The 23,711-nt window shown below is 34.7% G+C and carries 38 protein-coding genes; 32 read left to right on the plus strand and 6 right to left on the minus strand.

The window, feature by feature from the left end; translation table 11 throughout:
* Positions 1–161 precede the first annotated feature (161 nt).
* Both mspA and LG295_RS03915 read right to left on the minus strand, forming a co-directional pair.
* Positions 162–479 (minus strand): membrane stabilizing protein MspA, encoded by a 318-nt coding sequence (mspA, locus tag LG295_RS03910; RefSeq protein ID WP_107530863.1) that lies wholly within the window; start codon positions 477–479, stop codon positions 162–164.
* A gap of 64 nt (positions 480–543) precedes the next feature.
* Entirely contained in the window at positions 544–720 is a 177-nt protein-coding gene (locus tag LG295_RS03915; protein ID WP_172592878.1) for an SE1832 family protein, read from the minus strand.
* Between the two features lie 150 nt (positions 721–870).
* Between LG295_RS03915 and LG295_RS03920 the strand changes: the two genes are divergently transcribed.
* Positions 871–1,779, plus strand: a complete 909-nt coding sequence (locus LG295_RS03920; protein WP_029378511.1) for an AEC family transporter — start codon at positions 871–873, stop codon at positions 1,777–1,779.
* Positions 1,780–2,294: 515 nt separating this feature from the next.
* Here the strand turns inward: LG295_RS03920 and LG295_RS03925 are convergent.
* From LG295_RS03925 to LG295_RS03935, 3 genes are all read right to left on the minus strand, one after another.
* Entirely contained in the window at positions 2,295–3,086 is a 792-nt protein-coding gene (locus tag LG295_RS03925) for a glucose 1-dehydrogenase (RefSeq protein ID WP_029378512.1), read from the minus strand.
* Between the two features lie 59 nt (positions 3,087–3,145).
* Positions 3,146–4,003: a RhaT/GlcU family sugar-proton symporter gene (locus tag LG295_RS03930; protein ID WP_107530864.1), complete on the minus strand. Its 858-nt coding sequence runs from the start codon at positions 4,001–4,003 to the stop codon at positions 3,146–3,148.
* Between the two features lie 220 nt (positions 4,004–4,223).
* Positions 4,224–5,093, minus strand: a complete 870-nt coding sequence (locus LG295_RS03935) for a GNAT family N-acetyltransferase (RefSeq protein WP_318832704.1) — start codon at positions 5,091–5,093, stop codon at positions 4,224–4,226.
* A 123-nt stretch (positions 5,094–5,216) separates the two neighbouring features.
* Between LG295_RS03935 and LG295_RS03940 the strand changes: the two genes are divergently transcribed.
* Entirely contained in the window at positions 5,217–7,355 is a 2,139-nt protein-coding gene (locus tag LG295_RS03940; RefSeq protein ID WP_318832705.1) for a DNA topoisomerase III, read from the plus strand.
* A 110-nt stretch (positions 7,356–7,465) separates the two neighbouring features.
* Positions 7,466–8,800 (plus strand): NCS2 family permease, encoded by a 1,335-nt coding sequence (locus tag LG295_RS03945; RefSeq protein WP_107531079.1) that lies wholly within the window; start codon positions 7,466–7,468, stop codon positions 8,798–8,800.
* A gap of 196 nt (positions 8,801–8,996) precedes the next feature.
* Here LG295_RS03945 and LG295_RS03950 read toward each other — a convergent pair whose 3' ends face one another.
* Entirely contained in the window at positions 8,997–9,380 is a 384-nt protein-coding gene (locus LG295_RS03950; RefSeq protein WP_107531078.1) for a hypothetical protein, read from the minus strand.
* Between the two features lie 372 nt (positions 9,381–9,752).
* Here LG295_RS03950 and rpsJ point away from each other — a divergent pair, with 372 nt between their 5' ends.
* From rpsJ to rplQ, 29 genes are all read left to right on the plus strand, one after another.
* Complete coding sequence (gene rpsJ / locus LG295_RS03955) at positions 9,753–10,061, plus strand: 30S ribosomal protein S10 (RefSeq protein ID WP_002482611.1); 309 nt, start codon at positions 9,753–9,755, stop codon at positions 10,059–10,061.
* A 27-nt stretch (positions 10,062–10,088) separates the two neighbouring features.
* Positions 10,089–10,748 (plus strand): 50S ribosomal protein L3, encoded by a 660-nt coding sequence (rplC, locus tag LG295_RS03960; RefSeq protein ID WP_107558033.1) that lies wholly within the window; start codon positions 10,089–10,091, stop codon positions 10,746–10,748.
* A 26-nt stretch (positions 10,749–10,774) separates the two neighbouring features.
* The gene (rplD, locus tag LG295_RS03965; protein WP_029378518.1) at positions 10,775–11,398 is read left to right on the plus strand and encodes a 50S ribosomal protein L4; all 624 of its coding nucleotides are present in this window, start codon (positions 10,775–10,777) and stop codon (positions 11,396–11,398) included.
* Complete coding sequence (gene rplW / locus LG295_RS03970) at positions 11,398–11,673, plus strand: 50S ribosomal protein L23 (protein ID WP_002482614.1); 276 nt, start codon at positions 11,398–11,400, stop codon at positions 11,671–11,673. Before rplD ends, rplW begins: the two co-directional genes overlap by 1 nt.
* Positions 11,674–11,704: 31 nt before the next feature.
* Positions 11,705–12,538: a 50S ribosomal protein L2 gene (gene rplB, locus LG295_RS03975; protein ID WP_107531075.1), complete on the plus strand. Its 834-nt coding sequence runs from the start codon at positions 11,705–11,707 to the stop codon at positions 12,536–12,538.
* Positions 12,539–12,602: 64 nt separating this feature from the next.
* Positions 12,603–12,881 (plus strand): 30S ribosomal protein S19, encoded by a 279-nt coding sequence (rpsS, locus tag LG295_RS03980; RefSeq protein WP_017722926.1) that lies wholly within the window; start codon positions 12,603–12,605, stop codon positions 12,879–12,881.
* A 28-nt stretch (positions 12,882–12,909) separates the two neighbouring features.
* Positions 12,910–13,263, plus strand: a complete 354-nt coding sequence (gene rplV / locus LG295_RS03985; protein ID WP_017722927.1) for a 50S ribosomal protein L22 — start codon at positions 12,910–12,912, stop codon at positions 13,261–13,263.
* 24 nt (positions 13,264–13,287) lie between these two features.
* Complete coding sequence (gene rpsC, locus LG295_RS03990; RefSeq protein WP_017722928.1) at positions 13,288–13,941, plus strand: 30S ribosomal protein S3; 654 nt, start codon at positions 13,288–13,290, stop codon at positions 13,939–13,941.
* Between the two features lie 2 nt (positions 13,942–13,943).
* Entirely contained in the window at positions 13,944–14,378 is a 435-nt protein-coding gene (rplP, locus tag LG295_RS03995; RefSeq protein WP_017722929.1) for a 50S ribosomal protein L16, read from the plus strand.
* Positions 14,368–14,577 (plus strand): 50S ribosomal protein L29, encoded by a 210-nt coding sequence (gene rpmC / locus LG295_RS04000; protein ID WP_002482620.1) that lies wholly within the window; start codon positions 14,368–14,370, stop codon positions 14,575–14,577. Before rplP ends, rpmC begins: the two co-directional genes overlap by 11 nt.
* Positions 14,578–14,603: 26 nt before the next feature.
* Positions 14,604–14,867: a 30S ribosomal protein S17 gene (gene rpsQ, locus LG295_RS04005; RefSeq protein ID WP_002482621.1), complete on the plus strand. Its 264-nt coding sequence runs from the start codon at positions 14,604–14,606 to the stop codon at positions 14,865–14,867.
* Between the two features lie 31 nt (positions 14,868–14,898).
* On the plus strand, positions 14,899–15,267 hold the full coding sequence (gene rplN / locus LG295_RS04010; RefSeq protein ID WP_002482622.1) for a 50S ribosomal protein L14: 369 nt from the start codon (positions 14,899–14,901) through the stop codon (positions 15,265–15,267).
* A gap of 42 nt (positions 15,268–15,309) precedes the next feature.
* Entirely contained in the window at positions 15,310–15,627 is a 318-nt protein-coding gene (gene rplX / locus LG295_RS04015; RefSeq protein ID WP_017722930.1) for a 50S ribosomal protein L24, read from the plus strand.
* A 25-nt stretch (positions 15,628–15,652) separates the two neighbouring features.
* The gene (gene rplE, locus LG295_RS04020; protein WP_017722931.1) at positions 15,653–16,192 is read left to right on the plus strand and encodes a 50S ribosomal protein L5; all 540 of its coding nucleotides are present in this window, start codon (positions 15,653–15,655) and stop codon (positions 16,190–16,192) included.
* Between the two features lie 21 nt (positions 16,193–16,213).
* Positions 16,214–16,399 carry a type Z 30S ribosomal protein S14 gene (locus LG295_RS04025; protein WP_002482625.1) on the plus strand — a complete coding sequence of 62 codons (186 nt, stop codon included), beginning with the start codon at positions 16,214–16,216 and terminating at the stop codon, positions 16,397–16,399.
* A gap of 31 nt (positions 16,400–16,430) precedes the next feature.
* Complete coding sequence (rpsH, locus tag LG295_RS04030) at positions 16,431–16,829, plus strand: 30S ribosomal protein S8 (RefSeq protein ID WP_017722932.1); 399 nt, start codon at positions 16,431–16,433, stop codon at positions 16,827–16,829.
* Positions 16,830–16,856: 27 nt separating this feature from the next.
* Positions 16,857–17,393: a 50S ribosomal protein L6 gene (rplF, locus tag LG295_RS04035; protein WP_017722933.1), complete on the plus strand. Its 537-nt coding sequence runs from the start codon at positions 16,857–16,859 to the stop codon at positions 17,391–17,393.
* 31 nt (positions 17,394–17,424) lie between these two features.
* The gene (gene rplR / locus LG295_RS04040; RefSeq protein ID WP_017722934.1) at positions 17,425–17,787 is read left to right on the plus strand and encodes a 50S ribosomal protein L18; all 363 of its coding nucleotides are present in this window, start codon (positions 17,425–17,427) and stop codon (positions 17,785–17,787) included.
* Positions 17,788–17,807: 20 nt separating this feature from the next.
* Positions 17,808–18,305, plus strand: coding sequence for a 30S ribosomal protein S5 (gene rpsE / locus LG295_RS04045; protein WP_011302602.1), 498 nt, complete (start codon positions 17,808–17,810; stop codon positions 18,303–18,305).
* Positions 18,306–18,321: 16 nt separating this feature from the next.
* Positions 18,322–18,501 (plus strand): 50S ribosomal protein L30, encoded by a 180-nt coding sequence (gene rpmD / locus LG295_RS04050; RefSeq protein WP_002482630.1) that lies wholly within the window; start codon positions 18,322–18,324, stop codon positions 18,499–18,501.
* An 18-nt stretch (positions 18,502–18,519) separates the two neighbouring features.
* Positions 18,520–18,960, plus strand: a complete 441-nt coding sequence (rplO, locus tag LG295_RS04055) for a 50S ribosomal protein L15 (protein WP_017722936.1) — start codon at positions 18,520–18,522, stop codon at positions 18,958–18,960.
* Positions 18,960–20,252, plus strand: a complete 1,293-nt coding sequence (gene secY / locus LG295_RS04060; protein WP_017722937.1) for a preprotein translocase subunit SecY — start codon at positions 18,960–18,962, stop codon at positions 20,250–20,252. The genes rplO and secY overlap by 1 nt, the downstream gene beginning before the upstream one ends.
* A 17-nt stretch (positions 20,253–20,269) precedes the next feature.
* Complete coding sequence (locus tag LG295_RS04065; protein ID WP_039069493.1) at positions 20,270–20,920, plus strand: adenylate kinase; 651 nt, start codon at positions 20,270–20,272, stop codon at positions 20,918–20,920.
* A gap of 172 nt (positions 20,921–21,092) precedes the next feature.
* On the plus strand, positions 21,093–21,311 hold the full coding sequence (gene infA / locus LG295_RS04070) for a translation initiation factor IF-1 (RefSeq protein WP_001118443.1): 219 nt from the start codon (positions 21,093–21,095) through the stop codon (positions 21,309–21,311).
* Between the two features lie 31 nt (positions 21,312–21,342).
* Entirely contained in the window at positions 21,343–21,456 is a 114-nt protein-coding gene (gene rpmJ, locus LG295_RS04075) for a 50S ribosomal protein L36 (RefSeq protein ID WP_002471372.1), read from the plus strand.
* A 21-nt stretch (positions 21,457–21,477) separates the two neighbouring features.
* Positions 21,478–21,843 (plus strand): 30S ribosomal protein S13, encoded by a 366-nt coding sequence (gene rpsM, locus LG295_RS04080; RefSeq protein WP_002482635.1) that lies wholly within the window; start codon positions 21,478–21,480, stop codon positions 21,841–21,843.
* 23 nt (positions 21,844–21,866) lie between these two features.
* Entirely contained in the window at positions 21,867–22,256 is a 390-nt protein-coding gene (rpsK, locus tag LG295_RS04085) for a 30S ribosomal protein S11 (RefSeq protein ID WP_002482636.1), read from the plus strand.
* 74 nt (positions 22,257–22,330) lie between these two features.
* Entirely contained in the window at positions 22,331–23,275 is a 945-nt protein-coding gene (locus LG295_RS04090; protein WP_017722939.1) for a DNA-directed RNA polymerase subunit alpha, read from the plus strand.
* 18 nt (positions 23,276–23,293) lie between these two features.
* Complete coding sequence (gene rplQ / locus LG295_RS04095; protein WP_017722940.1) at positions 23,294–23,662, plus strand: 50S ribosomal protein L17; 369 nt, start codon at positions 23,294–23,296, stop codon at positions 23,660–23,662.
* The last annotated feature ends 49 nt before the right edge of the window (positions 23,663–23,711 follow it).

Consider the following 23,711-nt stretch of genomic DNA (forward strand, 5'->3'; position numbering starts at 1 on the left):
CAGTATATTTATTAACGTGGAGCTTATAGAATAAAATCCTCTTAATAGAAGTAAGTTGTTTCTGGTTACACTTTCTTAATTCGTATAAAAAAGACGAGACCGCAATCAATACTAAAAGTTTGATTGCGGTCTCGTCTTTGTGTAAGTATTCAAATATTATATTAATATAATACTAAAGTCAAAATGACATATATTACAAAGATGATGATTGTAATAATATTTAAAATTTGAACTGCTTTTTGGTCTTTTTTACCACTTTTGAAACCTGTAATTTCCACGTTACCAACTAATAGTAAGAGTAGGATAAATACCCACCAGTTGATCGCAGGAAATGAGAGTGTTGTAATTGCTACTACAAATAGTAATAATAGAGCCATAATTATTCTTAAAATACGCGTGATGATGGTATTCATTTTAAATATGCTTATGTAACTCACAATTAGATAAAGTATTGGTAACAAGATAAGATATAATTGCATACGTTGACATCCTTTCTATATTCGCTCTTAATCTTAGCATGTAAAAAATAGATTGACTAGGATGTTATTTATGATCTTTTAGACTAATTTCTGAACGCACAGATGCAATTTCTTCTTCTATCTCTTCAAGTTGTCTTACCAATGGGTCAACATCTTGATTGACGGATTCTCTTTTTTCCAAATCGCCTTGTAATCTGACATAATCATATTTTAGTTCTGCTAATTTATCATTTAAATTCATTGCTAGTCACTCCTTATTATTATAGCATTAGGCTACATGAGATTGACTAGAATTATAACATGAAATCGAAAGCTTCTAAAACAACCAACATTTATGTTAAAGTATGAAAATGGATTGAAAACGAAATAATGTAATGAAAGAAGGATTATTGTGACTCAACAATTTATCATAATTATTATACTGATTGCATTGGGTTATACATTAAAGAGGATTAATTATTTTAAGGCGAACGATAGCCAAGTATTCTCTACCTTAGTATTAAATGTCACATTGCCTTCGCTAGTAATAGTTAATTTGAATGGTGCAGAACTTGATTTATCACTTTCAATTTTACCAATAATGATGATCATTTATGGTATTCTTGCCAAAATTATTGTGGTCTGGCTATTTATAAAATATGATAACCAGATTCGTGGCGCAACTGGCATGATGATGGCTTCGTTGAATATAGGATTATTTGCGTATCCGCTCGTTGAAGCAATATGGCCACAAACAGGAATGATATATTTTGGTATGGCTGATATAGGTGGGGCTATTATCATGTTTGGTGTAACTTACTTTGTCGGTAGCTATTTTAGTAGCGCTGGCGATAGTTTCGACTTTAAATATTTAGGGAAAAACTTGCTCAAATCGGTGCCACTTATGACGTATATCATAATGTTTATTTTAAATATGCTTGATATCCATTTTCCAGACCCAGTAATTGATTTTTTCTCTGTGTTATCTGGGGCTAATATGCCATTATCAATGATCTTACTAGGTTTGATGTTGAACTTCAGTATTGATAAGCGGTTTTTACCGATTGCACTCAAATATTTAGCTATACACTATGGTTTAGGTATAATTGCTGGTTTATTAGTACATTTCTTTTTACCAGTAGACGATGAGATGATCAAAACAACTTTACAAGTCGCTTGGTTATTACCTGTTGGTGTAGCTATCATACCTTACTCCATACAATTTAAATATAAAACCTTACCATTGGTAGGTATGGTTACGAATTTAACAATTGTAATTAGTATTGTCATTCTATACATTTATCAAGCTTTATTTGTTTAAAACTTTCGTAATGAATTATTTAATAGCAAAATATAGATTAAGGCTGGGGCAAATAGATTGTCTCAGCCTTAACTTATAAATGAGCATTTATCTCAGTTGAATATTTTTATCTATAACAATCTAGTCATATTTGTTGGGTTGGGATGATGAAGTCTTTTATATAAATTGCTTGGCTATCTTTTTTTATTTATTTAATTAGTTGAAAAAGGGAAGAGCACAAGTGCAGTTAAGAATAATTTAACAATTCATATATAGAAAATGTACTCAGGACATTCCGCAAATGTCTTGAGTACTTTAATCATAATTGTAAATTTAAGAGCCCACAAGCACATATAAGCTTTAGCTCTAATATGCTTGTGGGCCATAATGTTGAGGCATAAAGATATGTCTCGGTTAATTTAGCCATTGATGTCGGGGTATGACAACAATAGCGTTAGTGAAAGATGTTGCTGCCTTATTAGGTTTACCAAATGATTTATCATTAAACAGGGATAAGTTTAATTGATAAATATAAGTTAACCTTTACCGCCCATAAACGCTGGGTAGTTTGTCATGCCACCGTCTACATAGATTGTAGTACCGTGAATGTAGTCAGCTAAATCTGAACATAAGAAACGTGCAACATTTGCAACTTGATCAGCTTCACCAATTTCTTTGGCTGGAATCATTTCTAATGTTTCAGCACGCGTTTCTGGGTCAGAGAATTTCTCTCTTGTATGTTCTGTTACGATAGCACCAGGTGAAATATTATTAATGCGGATGCCATGTTGAGCGTACTCCATAGACATTGTTTCCATCATTAATTTTAAACCACCTTTACTAGCAGCGTAGTTTACATAGTTTGGCCAAGGGATTCTATCGTGTACACTTGATGTGTTAAGAATAATACCTTTCTTATCTTCTTTAAGGAATTGATTAACTGCAGCTTTTGAACCGATAAATGCGCCAGTTAAGTTGATATCAATAACTTTTTGCCATTCTTCTAAAGGCATTTCATGCGTTGGAATTGGTTTTTCAAAACCAGCATTATTTATAAGAATATCTAATGTTCCAAATGTATCAACTGCAGCTTTAATTAAATTATTTACATCTTCCTCTTTTGATACGTCCGCATGTACTTTAATTGCTTGTCCACCTGCATCTTCAATTAATTTGATAGATTCAGCTACATCGTCTAATGAACTTTCTGAAAGATAGTTAATAACAACTTTCGCTTTTTCTTTACCAAATTGTTCTACCATTGCTTTACCAATGCCGCTACTACCACCTGTGATAACTACTACTTTGCCTTCTAAATCTGTGAACATATTCAAACTCCTCCTTAATTAGTAACAATTTAAAGCATGGTTATATCTCTTAATTATAATTATGCTTTAATATTTCCGAGTACAAATGCCGCAATTACGATAAGTACAATACCAGCCCAAATACCAATCATCTGACGTTTGTCTTTTTTCTCGCCTAATAGGAAAATACCGCCGAGTGTAGATACAATAACTAATAATTGTGAAAATGAGAAACTAGTTGCTACACCAACTTTTGGTTGTGAGTAGAACATAAATAAGTTACCGATACCCCATACAACACCTGGGATTAAATTCCATAGTGTACTTTTAACTGATGTTTCATGTTTAGCTGATAGTATTAAACCACCAATAGCCATACCTATAGATTGGAAGAATAAAGCATTCATTCCATCTACGCCGAATATTTGTGCTACTACTACGTAGACAACATACCCAACAGTAGAAATTAAAAGGATAGGCATCGCTTTACCAAAGTTTTTGGCACTTTCTGATGCTTCATTTTTACCTTTAATAGATGTTAAAGCAATACCAATAACAAGTAATACCATAGCAACAAGGCCTAATGTAACTTGCACACCAGTACTCCATTCACCTAAGAAAATAGCACTAAATAACGTTGTACCAACTAACTGTAATCCTGTTGAAATAGGCATTGTTTTTGAAACACCTATAAGACTTACAGATTTTAATTGATATCCTTGACCTAATGCCCAGAAAGCACCAGAAATTAAACCGACAATAATGATAGTAAGATCATCAAATTTAGCATTACCTGTAAGTAATAAGATAACACCGATGATTAATGCACCAAAAGTCGTCCCTCTAATCTGATTATAAGGGCCTCCACCTACAAGAACATTAATTAAAACTACACTACCCCAGAATAACGCGGGTAATAAAGCAATTAATAAATCCATACTTTTACTCACTCTCTCTCTATTTGTTTTTCTCCCCTTAAAACAATCACCAACAATTGTTTACAAACATTCATTCTAAAGCAAACTATTATTTTAGTAAAAGTATTAGTTTATAATTTGCAATTTTTTTATAATTAAATGGCAAAAAGAGAGTAATAATGGGTTATTACTCTCTTTTTTTAAATTTAAAAGGACTTAATTTAATTTTGGGTAATATAGTTTAAAGATGTGCAGCTACATATTTGAATTTCTTATATTCATAATTAATATAAAAACCTAATTCATTAAATCGTTCTACAAGTGTGTGGTTTTTATTTCTAATTTTAAAGTATGTCTTATTAATATCGTAATTAGAAAATGCAAAGTTTAATGCGTGTGATAATAAATCAAATGCAATGCCCATAAATCTATAATCTGTATGAGAAGAGAAATACTTAATTTCAGCATTTTTAGTATTTTCATATATTTGTAAGTATAAGTAGCCTTTTAGAAGGCCTTCGGACATGAAAACAAAAAGTTTATGTTGCTCATCCAATGAATTAACAATTTCGTCAGCGGTCATTACATCATGTTTAAACGTGTGTTCATGTAATTTTTTGAAGGAACGATAGTAAGCTGGATGATACTCTGTTATGTTTTGTATATTATCGACAGTACCAATGTCCTGTGTTGATATTAAATGATAGTCTGTAAAACTATAGGATGACTGAATTGATTTCATAAAAGAAGAATAATTTTGCTCGTTTTCTTCAAAGGAGAAATTAAAGTTAGCTGTGTCAGGTTTACTTTGCGCCATAGCTTCAAATAAAACTTTAAATGACTCAGTTGTTAATTCTCTATTTTTATCGATGAAAGGACCAATAACCTTGTATTTATTATCTTCATATTTAAATGCGAAGATAAGCATGACGATTTCATTGTGTTCATTGATTTGAGCAAATACACCTGGATCGTCTATAGCTTGTTTTATGGCAGCTTCAACATTTTCGTGTGCTTGTGGTAATTTATATAGATAAGATGCGGTATGGTAATCAGCGTTATTAATAAACTTTACAATTTGATCATAGTTATTTAACTGAATAATTTTCATAACAATACCTCCATAGAATGATCGCTTAAGTTAATTATAAGAACTTTTTTGAATAAATGGAAGTTTTGATGTGCTACATACATGTTACAATGTATATTATAATGAATTTGAAAGGGCGAAATTATGAAATCATTAATTATAGCTGAGAAACCCTCAGTAGGTAGAGATATTGCAAATACGCTTAATATCAACGAAAAACGTAATGGTTACTTTGAAAATAATAAATATATTGTCACATGGGCATTAGGCCACCTTGTAACTAATGCAACGCCAGAACAATATGATAAGAGTTATAAAGAATGGAAACTTAATGATTTACCGATCATACCTAATAAAATGAAAACAGTTGTTATTAGTAAGACTAGAAAACAATTTTCGACTGTACAATCATTGATTAATAATAATAATGTGAAAGATATTATTATTGCAACCGATGCTGGGAGAGAAGGGGAGCTTGTAGCGCGCTTGATTTTAGATAAATCACATAATAAAAAGCCAATAAAACGTCTGTGGATCAGTTCAGTTACGCAAAAAGCAATTAGAGACGGTTTTAACAAGCTTCAAGATGGTCGGAAATTCAACAATTTATACTATGCTGCGTTAGCAAGAAGCGAAGCAGATTGGATTGTAGGTATTAATGCAACGAGAGCATTAACTACTAAGTATGATGCACAATTGTCACTAGGACGTGTTCAAACGCCAACAATACAATTAGTCCAAATGAGACAGAATGAGATCAAACAGTTTGAACCGAAGACATACTATACAATGTCGATCGATGCAGGGGGCTTAACTTTTCAATGTACTAAGCCACAGTCACATCCAGATAAAACAGTATTTGAAAGTATAGAAAATAAAATTAAAGGATACTCTGCTCAAATAACGACGATAACTAAATCACATAAAAAAGCTTATCCACAACAACTATATAGTCTAACTGACCTTCAGCAAGATGCATACAAACGTTTCCACTTAGGTCCTAAAGAAACATTGAACACGTTACAAGCATTGTATGAACGTCATAAATTGGTTACGTACCCGCGTACTGATTCTAATTATCTAACTGATGATATGGTAGATACTTTGAAAGATAGATTGCAAGCAATTATGGCAACTTCATTAAAAGATGTTGCTAAAAGTCAAATGAGGCAATCATTCTCAGCTAAGCAAAAGTTTGTGAATAATAGCAAAGTTTCAGATCACCATGCAATCATTCCAACTGAGGTACGACCAGACATGGGTCAATTAAGTCAGAGAGAATCGAAAATATATATGATGATCGCACAAAGGTTCTTAGAAAATCTTATGCCTCCACACGAATACGAAGCTGTTTCAATAGAATTGAATATTGAGGGTTATGTATTTACTTTTAAAGACAAAGTAACTACTAAATTAGGTTTTAAAGAAATATATGATGACAAAGATAAAGTAAATGACCAAATGGAGAAACTGCAAAAAGGTGCAAAATTAAATATTAGTAAAGTACAAATAAATCAACATGAGACGACACCGCCACCATATTTTAATGAAGGAACATTGCTTAAAGCGATGGAAAGCCCTCAAAAATTCTTTGATTTAACTGATAAAAAACATAATCAAACATTAAAAGAAACTGGTGGTATTGGTACAGTGGCTACAAGAGCGGATATTATCGATAAACTCTTTAATATGAACGCGATTGAATCTAGAGATGGCAAAATAAGGATTACATCAAAAGGTAAGCAAATATTAGAATTAGCGCCTCAGAAACTAACTTCACCGCTATTAACCGCAGAATGGGAAGAAAAGTTAACGCTTATAGAACAAGGTAAATATGATGCAAATAAATTTATAGCTGAAATGAAGTCGTTTACGAACGATGTTGTATCTGAAATTAAAGAGAGTGATCGAAATTATAAACATGATAATTTAACAACAACAGAATGTCCGACATGTGGTAAATTTATGATTAAAGTGAAAACAAAAAATGGCCAAATGTTAGTCTGTCAGGACCCACAATGTAAGACAAAGAAAAATGTACAAAGAAAAACAAATGCACGTTGTCCAAATTGCCACAAGAAAATGACGCTATTCGGTAGAGGTAAAGATGCAGTATATCGTTGTGTATGTGGTCATACAGAAACGCAAGCTCAAATGGATAAGCGACATAAAAATAAAAAGTCAGACAAAGTAAATAAAAAAGATTTAAAAAAATATATGAATAACGACGAAGGATTAGAAAATAACCCATTCCAAGACGCATTAAAAGGCCTAAAGTTCTAGATTAATCGAACAAATGGTATAAAAAATGTATTAAAGTTCGTGTTTGCTATTGTAAAAAAGTTCGTTTGGTATTAGAATATGTAGGTATTTTAAAAAAAGGAGAACTAACCGTGAAAAAGTATTTCAAGTTTGATAAACACGAAACAAACTATAAGAGAGAGATACTTGGTGGGCTTACAACTTTCTTGTCTATGGCATATATATTAGCTGTTAACCCTCAAGTACTTAGTTTAGCAGGCGTTGATGGCGTGTCTGAAAATATGAAAATGGACCAAGGTGCAATCTTTGTTGCTACAGCGCTGGCGGCGTTTGTAGGTTCATTATTTATGGGCTTAATAGCAAGATATCCTATCGGACTAGCGCCAGGCATGGGTTTAAATGCATTCTTTGCATTTACAGTTGTACTAACTATGGGTATACCATGGCAAATTGGTTTAACAGGTGTTCTATTTTCAGGAATAGTCTTTGCATTTCTAACAATGACTGGACTCAGGGAAATAATTATAAATGCTATACCTTATCAGATGAAGATGGCTGTATCAGCAGGGATTGGCCTTTTTATAACCTTCGTAGGTTTACAGAGTTCTGGAATAATTGTAAATAATGATTCTACATTAGTAACATTAGGACATATTACTGATGGACCAGTTTTATTAACAATATTTGGTATTATAGCTACTGTTGTATTGTATGCTTTGAGAGTACCTGGAGCTATCTTTATTGGTATGGTACTTACTGCTATTGTAGGTATGATTACAGGGCTTATACATACACCAAGTGCTATTGTAGGGCAAGTACCAAGTATAGAACCGACTTTTGGTGCTGCATTTGAAGCGTTCAAAGATCCAAGTCAATTACTTACAGTGCAATTCTTAATTGTAATACTAACGTTCTTGTTTATTGATTTCTTTGATACTGCAGGTACACTTGTTGCTGTTGCTACACAAGCAGGCATAATGAAAGATAATAAACTCCCAAGAGCAGGACGCGCACTGTTTTCAGATTCATTAGCGACAATTGTTGGTGCAATATTTGGTACAACAACAACAACTTCTTATATTGAATCAAGCTCAGGTGTTGCAGTTGGAGCTAGAACAGGTTTTGCAAGTGTTGTAACCGGGTTCTGTTTCTTATTAGCGATTTTCTTTAGTCCTTTAATGGAAGTAGTAACGAGTGCTGTTACCACACCAGCATTAGTCGTAGTCGGTGTGTTGATGGCAGCAAACTTTGCAGAAATAGATTGGAAGAAATTTGAAGTAGCAGTGCCAGCCTTTGTAACAATTATAATGATGCCTTTATCATATTCAATTGCTACTGGTATTGCATGTGGGTTTATTTTCTACCCAATTACGATGCTTATTTCAAAACGTCATAAGGAAGTGCATCCAATCATGTATGCATTAATGATATTATTCATCCTTTATTTCGTATTTGTTCACGGATAATAAAAATATAAAGAAGCGCACATTGTCTTTGTCGTATGACCTAGAACAATGTGCGCTTTTATATTATATACAGTAAAAATAAAGTCAATGTTAGGCTTAATTTGTAGCGGTAAATGATAGAAAGAACATGTTTCTTCATTAAAAATGTACTAAAACTCTCTATATTAATACTGTTAATACTGTTTGTTTATTATAACTACTTATTACGTCTATCTTCTGTATATATGACTTTAGCATTCTTGTTAGGAACATAAAGAGGAGTGGATAATAAGATGAAGACAAAAAATAACATTAAGAAGAATAATATCCAATGTACTACCATCCCCACAACAGGTATGAAGGCAATGATGTTCCCTATAATACCTAATAAGGGAATAAACATCATAGGTTTAATTGCATTTTGCTTATCTACAATTAAAATTACCATCATTATAAAATAAAGCAACATACTTATTAATAACGGTTGCCAACCTAAACTAAGAATAATACTGCCACCAAAGAAAGGAATCCCGTATACTAACTCGCTAATTATCAAAATAATACTCAATACTAAAAGCGTAGTGCGAATTGCACTTTTCATTTCATTTCACCACCTAACGACAATTATGTTATCTATCTATTATAAAGGAAATAATTAAAATAGAATAACAATAAGAAACAGTAGAATTATAGAAATTTAAAGATCACAATAGAAATATTAGGAAATAGGTTGAAGTGAAATACTTAATCAAGTACAATAACAAAGTATGTGTTAGACAAAAGTTTAAAAACTTTTATAGAAAAGCTTGATAAATCACTGTTTATCATGTATCATATCTAATGTTGGACTTTAAGAACACGCGATGAAGCGAAAGGTTACTGACACACCCGGCCGCTTTGCCATGGCGCTGTGTGAGATAGTTTTCGTGGAGAAGTCTATCACTTAAATGTAGACGAATAAGGAGGGAAAATTATGGCAAAACAAAAAATCAGAATCAGATTAAAAGCTTATGACCATCGAGTAATCGATCAATCAGCAGAAAAAATTGTTGAAACAGCAAAACGTTCTGGTGCAGATGTTTCTGGACCAATTCCGTTACCAACTGAAAGATCAGTTTATACTGTGATTCGTGCCGTGCATAAGTACAAAGATTCACGTGAGCAGTTCGAACAACGTACTCATAAACGTTTAATCGATATTGTTAACCCTACACCAAAAACAGTTGATGCTCTTATGGGCTTAAACTTACCATCTGGCGTAGACATCGAAATCAAATTATAATAGAAAAAATTAGGAGGTGGACTTTCGATGACCAAAGGAATCTTAGGAAGAAAAATCGGGATGACACAAGTTTTCGGAGAAAACGGTGATTTAATCCCTGTAACAGTAGTAGAAGCAAGCCAAAACGTTGTATTACAAAAGAAATCTGAAGAGATTGATGGATACAACGCTATCCAAGTAGGCTACGAAGACAAACAAGCTTACAAAAAAGATAGTAAAAGCAATAAATATGCAAACAAACCAGCTGAAGGCCATGCTAAAAAAGCAGGCACAGCACCTAAGCGCTTCATTCGTGAATTCAGAAACGTTAATGTTGATGAATACGAAGTAGGTCAAGAAGTCTCAGTTGATACATTTGAAGCTGGAGACGTAATTGATGTAACAGGCGTATCTAAAGGTAAAGGTTTCCAAGGTGCCATTAAACGTCATAATCAAGCACGTGGTCCAATGTCACATGGTTCTCATTTCCACAGAGCCCCAGGTTCTGTAGGTATGGCCTCAGATGCTTCAAGAGTCTTTAAAGGACAAAAAATGCCTGGACGTATGGGCGGTAACACTGTAACAGTTCAAAACTTGGAAGTAGTTCAAATTGACACTGAAAACAATGTTATTTTAGTAAAAGGTAATGTACCTGGTCCTAAAAAAGGTTTTGTAGAAATTACAACATCAATCAAAGGTAATAAATAATATAATACGAAAGGAGGAATTGCATAATGGCTAATTATGATGTATTAAAAGTAGATGGATCTAAATCAGGTTCAGTTGAACTAAGCGATGCAGTATTTGCAATCGAACCAAACAACAACGTTCTTTTTGAAGCGATTAACTTACAACGTGCTTCATTACGCCAAGGTACACATGCTGTTAAGAACCGTTCAGCAGTACGTGGTGGTGGACGTAAACCATGGAGACAAAAAGGTACAGGACGTGCGCGTCAAGGGACAATCCGTGCTCCACAATGGCGTGGTGGTGGTGTCGTATTCGGACCAACACCAAGAAGTTACTCATACAAAATGCCTAAGAAAATGCGTCGTTTAGCATTACGCTCAGCATTATCTTTCAAAGTACAAGAAAAAGGTTTAACTGTAGTAGATGCATTAAACTTAGATGCTCCAAAAACAAAAGAATTCAAAACTGTACTTTCTAATTTAGAACAACCTAAAAAAGTATTAGTAGTTACAGAATCAGAAGATGTAAACGTTGCTTTATCAGCACGTAACATTCCTGGTGTACAAGTTACTACAGCTCAAGGTTTAAACGTTCTGGATATCACAAGCGCTGACAGTGTAGTAATTACAGAAGCAGCTGCTAAAAAAGTTGAGGAGGTGCTCGGATAATGGAAGCAAGAGACGTTCTTAAGCGCCCCGTAATCACTGAAAAATCTTCTGCTGCAATGGCTGAAGACAAATACACATTCGACGTTGATACTCGTGCTAATAAAACACAAGTTAAAATCGCTGTTGAAGAAATCTTTGACGTTAAAGTTGATAATGTAAACATCATTAACTATAAACCAAAGAAAAAACGTATGGGCCGTTACCAAGGCTATACAAACAAGAGACGCGTAGCAATCGTTAAATTAAAAGAAGGATCAATCGATCTATTCAACTAAAAAAAGATTACCAATAAGGAGGTAAACGACAATGGCTCTAAAAAAATACAAGCCAATTACTAATGGTCGTCGTAATATGACTAGTTTAGATTTCGCTGAAATTACGAAAACTACACCTGAAAAGTCATTATTACAACCGCTACCGAAAAAAGCGGGACGAAATAACCAAGGTAAATTGACAGTTCGCCATCATGGTGGAGGACATAAACGTCAATACCGTGTTATTGATTTCAAACGTAATAAAGATGGTATCAACGCTAAAGTTGATTCAATCCAATATGATCCAAACCGTTCAGCTAACATCGCATTATTAGTTTATGCTGATGGTGAAAAACGCTATATCATCGCTCCAAAAAACCTTAAAGTAGGTCAAGTACTTGAAAGCGGTGAAGAAGCAGACATTAAATTAGGTAATGCATTACCATTACAATTCATTCCAGTAGGTACTATAATCCACAACATCGAGTTAAAACCTGGTAAAGGTGGACAAATTGCTCGTTCAGCTGGTGCTAGTGCACAAGTACTTGGTAAAGAAGGTAAATATGTATTAATCAGATTGAGATCTGGCGAAGTACGTATGATTCTTTCAACTTGCCGTGCTACTATTGGTCAAGTTGGTAACATCCAACATGAACTTGTAAACGTTGGTAAAGCAGGACGTTCTAGATGGAAAGGCATTCGCCCAACAGTTCGTGGTTCTGTAATGAACCCTAACGATCACCCACACGGTGGTGGTGAAGGTCGTGCACCTATCGGTAGACCATCTCCAATGTCACCTTGGGGTAAACCTACGCTTGGTAAGAAAACTCGTCGTGGTAAAAAATCATCTGACAAACTTATCGTTCGTGGACGTAAGAAAAAATAAAAATAACTTATTTGCGTGTGTGGCTTAAAAGCCGCACGCACACAATAAGAAGGGAGGCGCCACTATGGCTCGTAGTATTAAAAAAGGACCTTTCGCTGACGATCATCTAAAGAAAAAAGTTGAAGCTCAAAGCGGAAGCGAGAAAAAACAAGTAATCAAAACTTGGTCACGTCGTTCAACTATATTCCCTGAATTTATCGGACATACATTCGCTGTATATGACGGACGTAAACACGTACCTGTATTCGTAACTGAAGATATGGTTGGTCATAAATTAGGAGAATTCGCACCAACTCGTACATTCAAAGGACACGTTGCAGACGACAAAAAAACTAGAAGATAATTTCTAACAGGTAGAGGAGGAAATTCCAATGGAAGCAAAAGCGGTTGCTAAAACAATAAGAATCGCACCTCGTAAAGTTAGATTAGTATTAGATCTAATAAGAGGCAAAAATGCTGGAGAAGCTATTGCGATTTTAAAATTAAAGAACAAAGCTTCATCACCAGTAGTTGAAAAATTATTAATGTCCGCTTTAGCAAATGCTGAACATAACTACGACATGAACACTGATGAATTAGTAGTTAAAGAAGCTTATGCTAATGAAGGACCAACATTAAAACGTTTCCGTCCACGTGCACAAGGCCGTGCAAGTGCGATCAATAAACGTACAAGCCACATTACAATCGTCGTAAGTGACGGTAAAGAAGAAGCTAAAGAAGCTTAATACATTTTTTAAGGAGGGAACACTTTGGGTCAAAAAATTAATCCAATCGGACTTCGTGTTGGTGTAATCCGTGATTGGGAAGCTAAATGGTATGCAGAAAAAGACTTCGCTTCATTATTACACGAAGATTTAAAAATCCGTAAGTATATTGATAACGCATTAACAGAAGCATCAGTTTCTCACGTTGAAATCGAACGTGCTGCGAATCGTATCAACATCGCTATTCATACTGGTAAACCTGGTATGGTAATCGGTAAAGGCGGTTCAGAAATTGAAAAATTACGTAATAAATTAAATTCATTAACAAACAAAAAAGTACACATCAATGTTATCGAAATCAAAAAAGTTGATTTAGATGCTAAACTTGTTGCAGAAAACATTGCACGTCAATTAGAAAACCGTGCTTCATTCCGTCGTGTACAAAAACAAGCAATCACAAGAGCAATGAAACTTGGTGCTAAAGGTATCAAAACACAAGTTTCAGGTCGTCTAGCTGGAGCTGACATCGCTCGTGCTGAACAATATTCAGAAGGAACTGTTCCACTTCATACTCTACGTGCTGACATTGGTTACGCACATGCAGAAGCAGACACAACTTACGGTAAGTTAGGTGTCAAAGTATGGATCTATCGTGGAGAAGTTCTTCCTACTAAGAACACTAGTGAAGGAGGAAAATAATAATGTTACTACCAAAACGTGTAAAATATCGTCGTCAACATCGTCCTAAAACAACTGGTCGTTCAAAAGGCGGTAATTATGTAACATTTGGTGAGTATGGTTTACAAGCAACTACAACTTCTTGGATCACATCTCGTCAAATCGAATCAGCTCGTATTGCAATGACACGTTATATGAAACGTGGCGGGAAAGTTTGGATTAAAATCTTCCCACATACACCTTACACTAAAAAACCTTTAGAAGTACGTATGGGTGCTGGTAAAGGTGCAGTAGAAGGTTGGATTGCAGTAGCAAAACCAGGTAGAATTTTATTTGAAATCGCAGGCGTTAACGAAGAAGTTGCGCGTGAAGCATTACGTTTAGCAAGTCACAAACTTCCAGTTAAAACTAAGTTTGTAAAACGTGAAGAATTGGGTGGTGAAACAAATGAAAGCTAAGGAAATTAGAGACTTAACCACTTCAGAAATCGAAGAGCAAATCAAATCTTCAAAAGAAGAGCTTTTTAACCTACGCTTTCAGTTAGCTACAGGTCAATTAGAGGAAACTGCACGTATTCGCACAGTAAGAAAAACGATTGCACGTCTAAAAACTGTTGCTCGTGAAAGAGAAATTGAACAAGGTAAAGCGAATCAATAATTCAATTGAAAGAGGAGGTTACTAAAGTGAGCGAAAGAAATGATCGTAAAGTTTATGTAGGTAGAGTCGTTTCCGATAAAATGGATAAAACGATAACTGTACTTGTTGAAACATACAAAACACACAAGTTATATGGTAAACGAGTAAAATACTCTAAAAAATACAAAACTCATGATGAAAACAACTCAGCTAAATTAGGGGACACAGTTAAGATACAAGAGACTCGTCCTTTATCAGCAACTAAACGTTTCCGTTTGGTAGAAATTGTTGAAGAATCAGTAATTATTTAATTAAATAGTGAAGATAAAGGAGGTTTAACTCATGATCCAACAAGAAACACGATTAAAAGTAGCAGATAACTCTGGTGCACGTGAAGTTCTTACAATTAAAGTATTAGGTGGATCTGGTCGTAAAACAGCTAATATTGGTGACGTTATCGTAGTAAGTGTTAAAAATGCTACACCAGGTGGCGTTGTCAAAAAAGGTGAAGTAGTAAAAGCTGTTGTTGTACGTACTAAATCAGGCGTACGCCGTAATGATGGTTCATATATCAAGTTCGATGAAAATGCATGTGTTATCATTCGTGATGACAAAGGCCCACGTGGTACTCGTATTTTTGGACCTGTTGCTCGTGAATTACGTGAAGGAAACTTCATGAAAATTGTATCATTAGCTCCAGAAGTACTTTAATAAAAACATTTATAAATATATAAATTTAAGGAGGTGCCACACATGCATATCAAAAAAGGTGACAACGTTAAAGTTATCGCAGGTAAAGACAAAGGTAAAGAAGGTAAAGTTGTTTCAACTGAACCTAAAAAAGACCGTGTCGTTGTGGAAGGTGTCAATATTATCAAAAAGCACCAAAAACCAACTCAATTTAACCCTGAAGGTGGAATCTTAGAAACAGAGGCAGCAATCCATGTTTCTAACGTACAATTATTAGACCCTAAAACGAATGAACCAACTCGCGTAGGATATAAATTCGAAGATGGTAAAAAAGTTCGTGTAGCTAAAAAATCTGGCGAAGAAATCAAATCTAATAATTAATAACTAATTGAAAGGAGGATCCACTGTGAACCGTTTAAAAGAAAAATATAACTCTGAAGTTACTCAAAACTTAGTGAAACAATTTGACTATAGTTCAGTAATGGAAGTTCCAAAAATAGAAAAAATCGTAGTAAATATGGGTGTCGGTGACGCTGTTCAAAATACTAAAGTATTAGATGACGCTGTAGAAGAATTACAGTCAATCACTGGTCAAAAACCATTAATTACAAAAGCTAAAAAATCAGTAGCAACTTTCCGTTTACGTGAAGGTATGCCTATCGGAGCTAAAGTAACACTTCGTGGAGAAAGAATGTATGACTTTTTAGATAAATTAATCGCTGTATCACTTCCACGTGTACGTGACTTCCGTGGTGTATCAAAAACTGCATTCGACGGTAGAGGTAACTACACTCTAGGTGTTAAAGAACAATTAATTTTCCCTGAAATCGACTATGATCGCGTAAGTAAAATACGAGGAATGGATATCGTTATCGTAACTACTGCTAACACTGACGAGGAAGCTCGTGAATTGTTAACACAATTCGGTATGCCATTTCAAAAATAATCTCTAAAGGAGGCTAATTAAGTGGCTAAAACTTCAATGGTTGCTAAGCAACAAAAAAAACAAAAGTTCCAAGTACGTGAATATACTCGTTGTGAACGCTGTGGTCGTCCACATTCTGTATATCGTAAATTCAAATTATGCCGTATTTGTTTCCGTGAATTAGCTTATAAAGGCCAAATCCCTGGCGTTCGTAAAGCTAGCTGGTAATAGAAAATAGTCTGAAAGGAGGCAACAATCAATGACAATCAACGATCCAATTGCAGATATGCTAACTCGTGTAAGAAACGCAAACATGGTGCGTCACGATAAATTAGAATTACCTGCTTCTAACATTAAAAAAGAAATTGCTGAAATATTAAAAAGTGAAGGTTTCATTAAAAACGTAGAATACGTTGAAGACGATAAACAAGGGGTAATCCGTTTATTCCTTAAATATGGTCAAAATAATGAGCGTGTTATCACTGGTTTAAAACGTATCTCAAAACCAGGTTTACGTGTATATGCTAAAGCTAACGAAGTACCTAAAGTACTTAACGGTTTAGGTATTGCATTAGTTTCTACTTCAGAAGGTGTTATCACTGACAAAGAAGCTAGAAAACGTAATATCGGTGGAGAAATCTTAGGTTACATTTGGTAATAATAAATAATAAGGAGGTGCGATAACATGAGTCGTGTTGGTAAAAAAATTATTGACATCCCTAGCGACGTAACAGTAAGTGTTGAAGGTAACACAGTAACTGTTAAAGGTCCTAAAGGTGAATTATCAAGAACAATGAATGAAAGAATGACATATAAACAAGACGAAAGCACTTTAGAAGTTGTAAGACCAACTGATTCTAAAGAAGATAGAACAGTACATGGTACAACTCGTGCTTTAATTAATAATATGATACAAGGTGTTAAAGAAGGATACCAAAAAACACTTGAACTTGTTGGTGTTGGTTACCGTGCTCAAATGCAAGGTAATGACTTAATCTTAAACGTTGGTTACTCTCACCCAGTTGAAATCAAAGCTGATGATGGTATTACTTTCGGTGTAGAAAAAAATACAACAGTTACAGTTGCTGGTATTTCTAAAGAACAAGTTGGAGCTATCGCTTCAAACATTCGTTCAGTAAGACCTCCAGAACCTTATAAAGGTAAAGGAATTCGTTACCAAGGTGAATACGTTCGCCGTAAAGAAGGTAAAACTGGTAAATAATAAATAACTTTCTATAGAAAGGAGAATTAAGATGATCAGCAAAATTGATAAAAACAAAGTGCGTTTAAAAAGACATTCACGTGTACGTAGTAAATTAGCTGGTACAGCTGAGAAACCACGTTTGAATATCTATCGTTCAAACAAACATATCTATGCACAAGTTATAGATGATGTTAATGGTAAAACAATCGCGCAAGCATCAACACAAGAAAAAGATTTAGCTAATGAATCAGGTTCAAAAGTTGACTTATCAGCTAAAGTTGGCGAAACTGTAGCTAAAAGAGCTAGCGAAAAAGGCGTAAAAACAATCGTATTTGACCGTGGAGGATACTTATACCATGGCCGTGTTAAAGCCTTAGCAGATGCAGCTCGTGAAAATGGTTTAGAATTTTAATTTAAAGGAGGGACATTTACATGGCTCGTAGAGAAGAAGCGAAAGAATTTGAAGAACGCGTTGTTACAATTAACCGTGTTGCGAAAGTTGTAAAAGGTGGTCGTCGTTTCCGTTTCACTGCTTTAGTAGTAGTAGGAGATAAAAACGGTCGCGTTGGTTTCGGTACTGGTAAAGCGCAAGAGGTACCAGAAGCAATCAAAAAAGCAGTAGAAGCAGCTAAAAAAGATTTAGTTGTTGTTCCACGTGTTGAAGGTACTACACCTCACACAATTACTGGACGTTTCAGTTCAGGCAGTGTATTTATGAAACCAGCTGCACCTGGTACTGGTGTTATTGCAGGTGGCCCTGTTCGTGCAGTATTAGAATTAGCGGGTATTACTGATATCTTAAGTAAATCTTTAGGATCAAATACGCCAATTAACATGGTTCGTGCAACAATCAACGGATTAAAAAACCTTAAAAATGCTGAAGACGTTGCGAAATTACGTGGCAAATCAGTAGAAGAATTATACAATTAAGGAGGGAAAATAAATTATGGCTAAATTACAAATTACCCTCACTCGTAGTGTTATAGGTCGTCCAGAAACACAACGTAAAACTGTTGAAGCTTTAGGTTTGAAAAAAACAAACTCTTCAGTAGTCGTTGAAGATAACCCTGCTATTCGTGGGCAAATCAACAAAGTAAGTCACTTAGTGACAGTAGAAGAAAAATAATTTTAAGGAGGTGCCGAAATGAAATTACATGAGTTAAAACCGGCAGAAGGTTCTCGTAAAGTTCGTAACCGCGTTGGTCGTGGTGCAGCTACTGGTAACGGTAAAACTAGTGGTCGTGGACAAAAAGGTCAAAAAGCACGTTCAGGTGGTAGTGTAAGACCAGGCTTCGAAGGTGGTCAATTACCATTATTCCGTCGCTTACCAAAACGAGGTTTTACTAACATTAACCGTAAAGAATATGCTATTGTTAACTTAGACCAACTTAATAAATTTGAAGATGGTACTGAAGTAACTCCTGCTTTATTAGTAGAATCTGGTGTAGTTAAGAGTGAAAAATCTGGTATTAAAGTACTAGGTAACGGTTCACTTGACAAGAAATTAACTGTTAAAGCTAACAAATTCTCTGCATCTGCAGCAGAAGCTATTGATGCAAAAGGCGGAGCACACGAGGTGATCTAATGTTTGAAACGCTTGTGAATTTCTTTAAAACTAAAGAAGTTCGTAACAAGATCTTTTTTACTCTCGCAATGTTAGTTATTTTTAAAATAGGTACTTATATTCCAGCACCTGGTGTAAATCCAGCTGCTTTTGACAGTCAACAAGGTTCTCAAGGTGTCACTGACTTGTTAAATACATTTGGTGGCGGAGCCTTGAAGAACTTTTCTATCTTTGCCATGGGTATAATGCCTTATATAACTGCATCAATTGTAATGCAGTTATTACAAATGGATATTATTCCGAAGTTTTCAGAGTGGGCAAAACAAGGTGAGGCAGGTAGAAAGAAACTTAATAACGTAACGCGTTATTTTGCGATTGTACTTGCTTTTATCCAATCAATAGGTATGGCATTCCAATTCAATAATTACCTTAAAGGTCAATTGATCATGGATCAATCAGTCCTTAGCTATTTATTAATTGCTGTTGTATTAACAGCTGGTACTGCGTTCCTAATTTGGTTAGGTGAACAAATCACTCAGTTCGGTGTTGGTAATGGTATATCCATTATTATCTTCGCAGGTATTTTGTCTTCATTACCTTCATCATTAATACAGTTTTATCAGCAGGCCTTCGTTGGTCAAGATGATACTTCTATGGCATGGTTGAAAGTAATTGGATTAGTTATTGGCATGATATTATTAACGGTTGGCGCAATATTTGTATTACAAGCTATTCGTAAAATTCCAATTCAATATGCGAAGAAACAATCAACACAACGATTAGGTTCACAAGCAACATATTTACCTTTGAAAGTTAACTCTGCAGGGGTTATTCCAGTAATCTTTGCAATGGCGTTCTTCTTGTTACCAAGAACTTTAACATTGTTCTTCCCTGACGCTAGTTGGGCGCAACGGATATCTGATGTGGCAAATCCATCGAATAACATCGGTATGATTGTATATGTGGTGCTTATTATTGCATTCGCATATTTCTATGCATTTGTCCAAGTTAATCCTGAAAAGATGGCTGATAACCTTAAGAAACAAGGAAGCTATGTCCCAGGTATTAGACCTGGCGAACAAACAAAATTATATATTACTAGAGTTCTCTATCGTTTAACATTTGTAGGATCAATATTCTTAGCTGTAATTGCGATTCTGCCAATTATTGCAACTAAAGTTATGAGTTTACCGCAATCTATTCAGGTTGGTGGTACGAGCTTACTGATTGTAATTGGTGTAGCGATTGAAACAATGAAAAGTCTAGAAGCTCAAGTGAGCCAAAAAGACTATAGAGGCTTTGGTGGTAGATAAATTGTAGGAGGGCACTTATGAATATCATTTTAATGGGTTTACCTGGTGCAGGTAAAGGAACTCAAGCGAGTGAAATTGTTAAGAAATTCCCAATTCCACACATATCTACTGGCGACATGTTCAGAAAAGCGATTAAAGATGAAACTGATTTAGGTAAAGAAGCTAAATCATACATGGATCGTGGAGAATTAGTCCCTGATGAAGTTACTGTGGGTATCGTAAAAGATAGAATATCTGAAGACGATGCAAAAAAAGGATTCTTACTTGACGGCTTTCCTCGTACTATTGAACAAGCTGAAGCATTAAGTAATATTATGCAAGAATTAGATAGAAAAATTGATGCTGTTATCAATATAGAGGTACCTGAAGAAGAATTAATGAACCGCCTTACTGGTCGTAGGATCTGTGAAAAATGCGGGACAACTTATCATCTTGTATTCAATCCTCCAAAAGTTGATGGAATTTGTGATCTTGACGGTGGTAAATTGTATCAACGTGAAGATGACAACCCAGAAACAGTTGCAAATCGTTTAAATGTCAATGTTAAACAATCTAAACCTATCTTAGAATTCTATGATAATAAAAATGTTTTAAAAAACATTGATGGTTCTAGAGATATTAACGTAGTCACTCAAGACGTAATTGATATCTTAGAGAATTTAAAATAAAGTCAACTTTGTACGGTCTATGTAATGCTAAAAGTATAATTAAATAAGAGTGACTATGCGTTAACGTAATTCATTTAATTTTGTTAAACTGATTAACAACACTTATAGACTCGTATGGTTAGAGTTGATTTTTGACGATAACCAACTATTTCAAAAAGGGGGAAGTTAATTAATGGCTAAACAAGATGTAATTGAATTAGAAGGTACTGTATTAGATACTTTACCAAATGCAATGTTTAAAGTAGAATTAGAAAATGGTCATGAGATTTTAGCTCATGTGAGTGGTAAAATCAGAATGAATTATATTCGTATTCTACCTGGCGACAAAGTAACAGTTGAAATGTCTCCGTACGATTTAACGCGCGGAAGAATTACGTATCGTTATAAATAATCGTCACTCCATAATATAGGGAGGTATTAAAATGAAAGTAAGACCATCAGTAAAACCAATTTGCGAAAAATGTAAAGTCATTAAACGTAAAGGTAAAGTAATGGTAATTTGTAGCAACCCAAAACATAAACAAAAACAAGGCTAATAAAGAGAGGTGTAATTAATTATGGCACGTATTGCAGGAGTAGATATTCCACGTGAAAAACGTATTGTTATTTCATTAACTTATGTGTATGGTATCGGTACTACTACAGCAAATAAAATTGCTGAAGAAGCTAACGTATCACCTGAAACACGCGTTAAAGATTTAACTGATGATGAATTAGGTCGTATCCGTGAAGTAGTTGACAACTATAAAGTAGAAGGTGACTTACGTCGTGAGCAAAACTTAAACATTAAACGTTTAATGGAAATCTCATCATACCGTGGTATCCGTCACCGTCGTGGATTACCAGTTCGCGGACAAAAAACGAAAAACAATGCTCGTACTCGTAAAGGCCCAGTTAAAACTGTAGCTAACAAGAAAAAATAATAGGTAAAGGAGGCAAAATTTAAATGGCACGTAAACAAGTATCTCGTAAACGTAGAGTGAAAAAGAATATTGAAAATGGTGTGGCTCACATCCGTTCAACATTCAATAATACAATCGTAACTATTACTGATGAATTTGGTAACGCGTTATCATGGTCATCAGCAGGTGCACTAGGCTTTAAAGGATCAAAAAAATCAACACCATTTGCAGCTCAAATGGCTTCTGAAACTGCTTCAAAAACAGCGATGGAACACGGTTTAAAATCTGTTGAAGTTACTGTAAAAGGCCCAGGTCCTGGTCGTGAATCAGCTATCCGTGCGTTACAATCAGCTGGATTAGAAGTAACTGCAATTCGTGACGTTACTCCAGTACCACATAATGGTTGTCGTCCACCAAAACGTCGTCGCGTATAATTTATTGTTATTGTCGCAGGTCACTGAGAAATACAGTATATATCAAGTCGACGTAATCAAGGAGGATATTGTAAATGATTGAAATCGAAAAACCTAGAATTGAAACAATTGAAATTAGTGATGATGCTAAATTCGGTAAGTTCGTTGTTGAACCACTAGAACGTGGCTACGGTACTACACTAGGAAACTCCTTACGTCGTATCCTACTATCTTCATTACCAGGTGCAGCCGTTAAGTACATTGAAATCGAAGGCGTGTTACACGAATTTTCAGCAATAGATAATGTCGTTGAAGATGTTTCTACAATTATTATGAACATCAAAAAACTTGCATTAAAAATCTATTCTGAAGAAGACAAAACTTTAGAAATTGATGTTAAAGATGAAGGCGATGTAACTGCAAGTGACATTACTCATGATAGTGATGTTGAAATTTTAAATCCTGAGATTAAAATTGCAACAGTATCAAAAGGTGGACATTTAAAAATCCGTCTAGTTGCTAATAAGGGTAGAGGTTACGCATTAGCAGAACAAAACAAAACTAGTGATTTACCAATTGGTGTAATTCCAGTGGACTCACTTTATTCACCAGTAGAACGTGTTAACTATACTGTAGAAAATACACGTGTGGGTCAAAGTAGTGATTTTGATAAGTTAACTTTGGATGTTTGGACTAATGGCTCAATCACACCACAAGAATCTGTTTCATTGGCTGCAAAAATCCTAACTGAACATCTGAATATCTTCGTTGGATTAACTGATGAAGCACAAAATGCTGAAATCATGATTGAAAAAGAAGAAGATCAAAAAGAAAAAGTACTTGAAATGTCTATTGAAGAATTAGACTTATCAGTGCGTTCTTACAACTGTTTAAAACGTGCAGGCATTAACTCTGTTCAAGAATTAGCAGATAAATCTGAAGCAGATATGATGAAAGTACGTAATTTAGGTCGTAAATCTTTAGAAGAAGTTAAATACAAACTCGAAGATTTAGGTTTAGGTTTAAGAAAAGAAGATTAATATAAAGGAGGTTAACTCATGGGTTACAGAAAATTAGGTCGTACTTCTGATCAACGTAAAGCGATGTTACGCGATTTAGCTACTTCACTTATCGTTAGCGAACGCATTGAAACTACAGAAGCACGTGCAAAAGAATTACGTAGTGTGGTTGAAAAATTAATCACTTTAGGTAAAAAAGGAGATTTAGCTTCTCGTCGTCAAGCTGCTAAAACTTTACGCAATGTTGAAATCTTAAATGATGATGAATCAACACAAACTGCATTACAAAAATTATTTGGTGAAGTTGCTGAACGTTATACAGAACGTCAAGGCGGTTACACTCGTATTCTTAAAGCAGGTCCTCGTCGCGGCGATGGCGCTGAATCAGTAATTATTGAATTAGTTTAATTTAAATATACGTAACTACTATATATAAAGCAAATGAGTGCAACGATAA

The sequence above is a fragment of the Staphylococcus pseudoxylosus genome, from assembly GCF_044794325.1.
Classification (GTDB): Bacteria; Bacillota; Bacilli; order Staphylococcales; family Staphylococcaceae; genus Staphylococcus; species Staphylococcus pseudoxylosus.

Coding starts and splice junctions, on each gene's coding strand:
- mspA (WP_107530863.1), bottom strand. CDS start 479: ATGCAATTATATCTTATCTTGTTACCAATACTTTATCTAATTGTGAGT.
- LG295_RS03915 (WP_172592878.1), bottom strand. CDS start 720: ATGAATTTAAATGATAAATTAGCAGAACTAAAATATGATTATGTCAGA.
- LG295_RS03925 (WP_029378512.1), bottom strand. CDS start 3,086: ATGTTCACAGATTTAGAAGGCAAAGTAGTAGTTATCACAGGTGGTAGT.
- LG295_RS03930 (WP_107530864.1), bottom strand. CDS start 4,003: ATGGATTTATTAATTGCTTTATTACCCGCGTTATTCTGGGGTAGTGTA.
- LG295_RS03935 (WP_318832704.1), bottom strand. CDS start 5,093: ATGAAAATTATTCAGTTAAATAACTATGATCAAATTGTAAAGTTTATT.
- LG295_RS03940 (WP_318832705.1), top strand. CDS start 5,217: ATGAAATCATTAATTATAGCTGAGAAACCCTCAGTAGGTAGAGATATT.
- LG295_RS03950 (WP_107531078.1), bottom strand. CDS start 9,380: ATGAAAAGTGCAATTCGCACTACGCTTTTAGTATTGAGTATTATTTTG.
- rpsJ (WP_002482611.1), top strand. CDS start 9,753: ATGGCAAAACAAAAAATCAGAATCAGATTAAAAGCTTATGACCATCGA.
- rplC (WP_107558033.1), top strand. CDS start 10,089: ATGACCAAAGGAATCTTAGGAAGAAAAATCGGGATGACACAAGTTTTC.
- rplD (WP_029378518.1), top strand. CDS start 10,775: ATGGCTAATTATGATGTATTAAAAGTAGATGGATCTAAATCAGGTTCA.
- rplW (WP_002482614.1), top strand. CDS start 11,398: ATGGAAGCAAGAGACGTTCTTAAGCGCCCCGTAATCACTGAAAAATCT.
- rplB (WP_107531075.1), top strand. CDS start 11,705: ATGGCTCTAAAAAAATACAAGCCAATTACTAATGGTCGTCGTAATATG.
- rpsS (WP_017722926.1), top strand. CDS start 12,603: ATGGCTCGTAGTATTAAAAAAGGACCTTTCGCTGACGATCATCTAAAG.
- rplV (WP_017722927.1), top strand. CDS start 12,910: ATGGAAGCAAAAGCGGTTGCTAAAACAATAAGAATCGCACCTCGTAAA.
- rplP (WP_017722929.1), top strand. CDS start 13,944: ATGTTACTACCAAAACGTGTAAAATATCGTCGTCAACATCGTCCTAAA.
- rpmC (WP_002482620.1), top strand. CDS start 14,368: ATGAAAGCTAAGGAAATTAGAGACTTAACCACTTCAGAAATCGAAGAG.
- rplN (WP_002482622.1), top strand. CDS start 14,899: ATGATCCAACAAGAAACACGATTAAAAGTAGCAGATAACTCTGGTGCA.
- rplX (WP_017722930.1), top strand. CDS start 15,310: ATGCATATCAAAAAAGGTGACAACGTTAAAGTTATCGCAGGTAAAGAC.
- rpsH (WP_017722932.1), top strand. CDS start 16,431: ATGACAATCAACGATCCAATTGCAGATATGCTAACTCGTGTAAGAAAC.
- rplF (WP_017722933.1), top strand. CDS start 16,857: ATGAGTCGTGTTGGTAAAAAAATTATTGACATCCCTAGCGACGTAACA.
- rplR (WP_017722934.1), top strand. CDS start 17,425: ATGATCAGCAAAATTGATAAAAACAAAGTGCGTTTAAAAAGACATTCA.
- rpsE (WP_011302602.1), top strand. CDS start 17,808: ATGGCTCGTAGAGAAGAAGCGAAAGAATTTGAAGAACGCGTTGTTACA.
- rpmD (WP_002482630.1), top strand. CDS start 18,322: ATGGCTAAATTACAAATTACCCTCACTCGTAGTGTTATAGGTCGTCCA.
- rplO (WP_017722936.1), top strand. CDS start 18,520: ATGAAATTACATGAGTTAAAACCGGCAGAAGGTTCTCGTAAAGTTCGT.
- secY (WP_017722937.1), top strand. CDS start 18,960: ATGTTTGAAACGCTTGTGAATTTCTTTAAAACTAAAGAAGTTCGTAAC.
- LG295_RS04065 (WP_039069493.1), top strand. CDS start 20,270: ATGAATATCATTTTAATGGGTTTACCTGGTGCAGGTAAAGGAACTCAA.
- infA (WP_001118443.1), top strand. CDS start 21,093: ATGGCTAAACAAGATGTAATTGAATTAGAAGGTACTGTATTAGATACT.
- rpmJ (WP_002471372.1), top strand. CDS start 21,343: ATGAAAGTAAGACCATCAGTAAAACCAATTTGCGAAAAATGTAAAGTC.
- rpsM (WP_002482635.1), top strand. CDS start 21,478: ATGGCACGTATTGCAGGAGTAGATATTCCACGTGAAAAACGTATTGTT.
- rpsK (WP_002482636.1), top strand. CDS start 21,867: ATGGCACGTAAACAAGTATCTCGTAAACGTAGAGTGAAAAAGAATATT.
- LG295_RS04090 (WP_017722939.1), top strand. CDS start 22,331: ATGATTGAAATCGAAAAACCTAGAATTGAAACAATTGAAATTAGTGAT.
- rplQ (WP_017722940.1), top strand. CDS start 23,294: ATGGGTTACAGAAAATTAGGTCGTACTTCTGATCAACGTAAAGCGATG.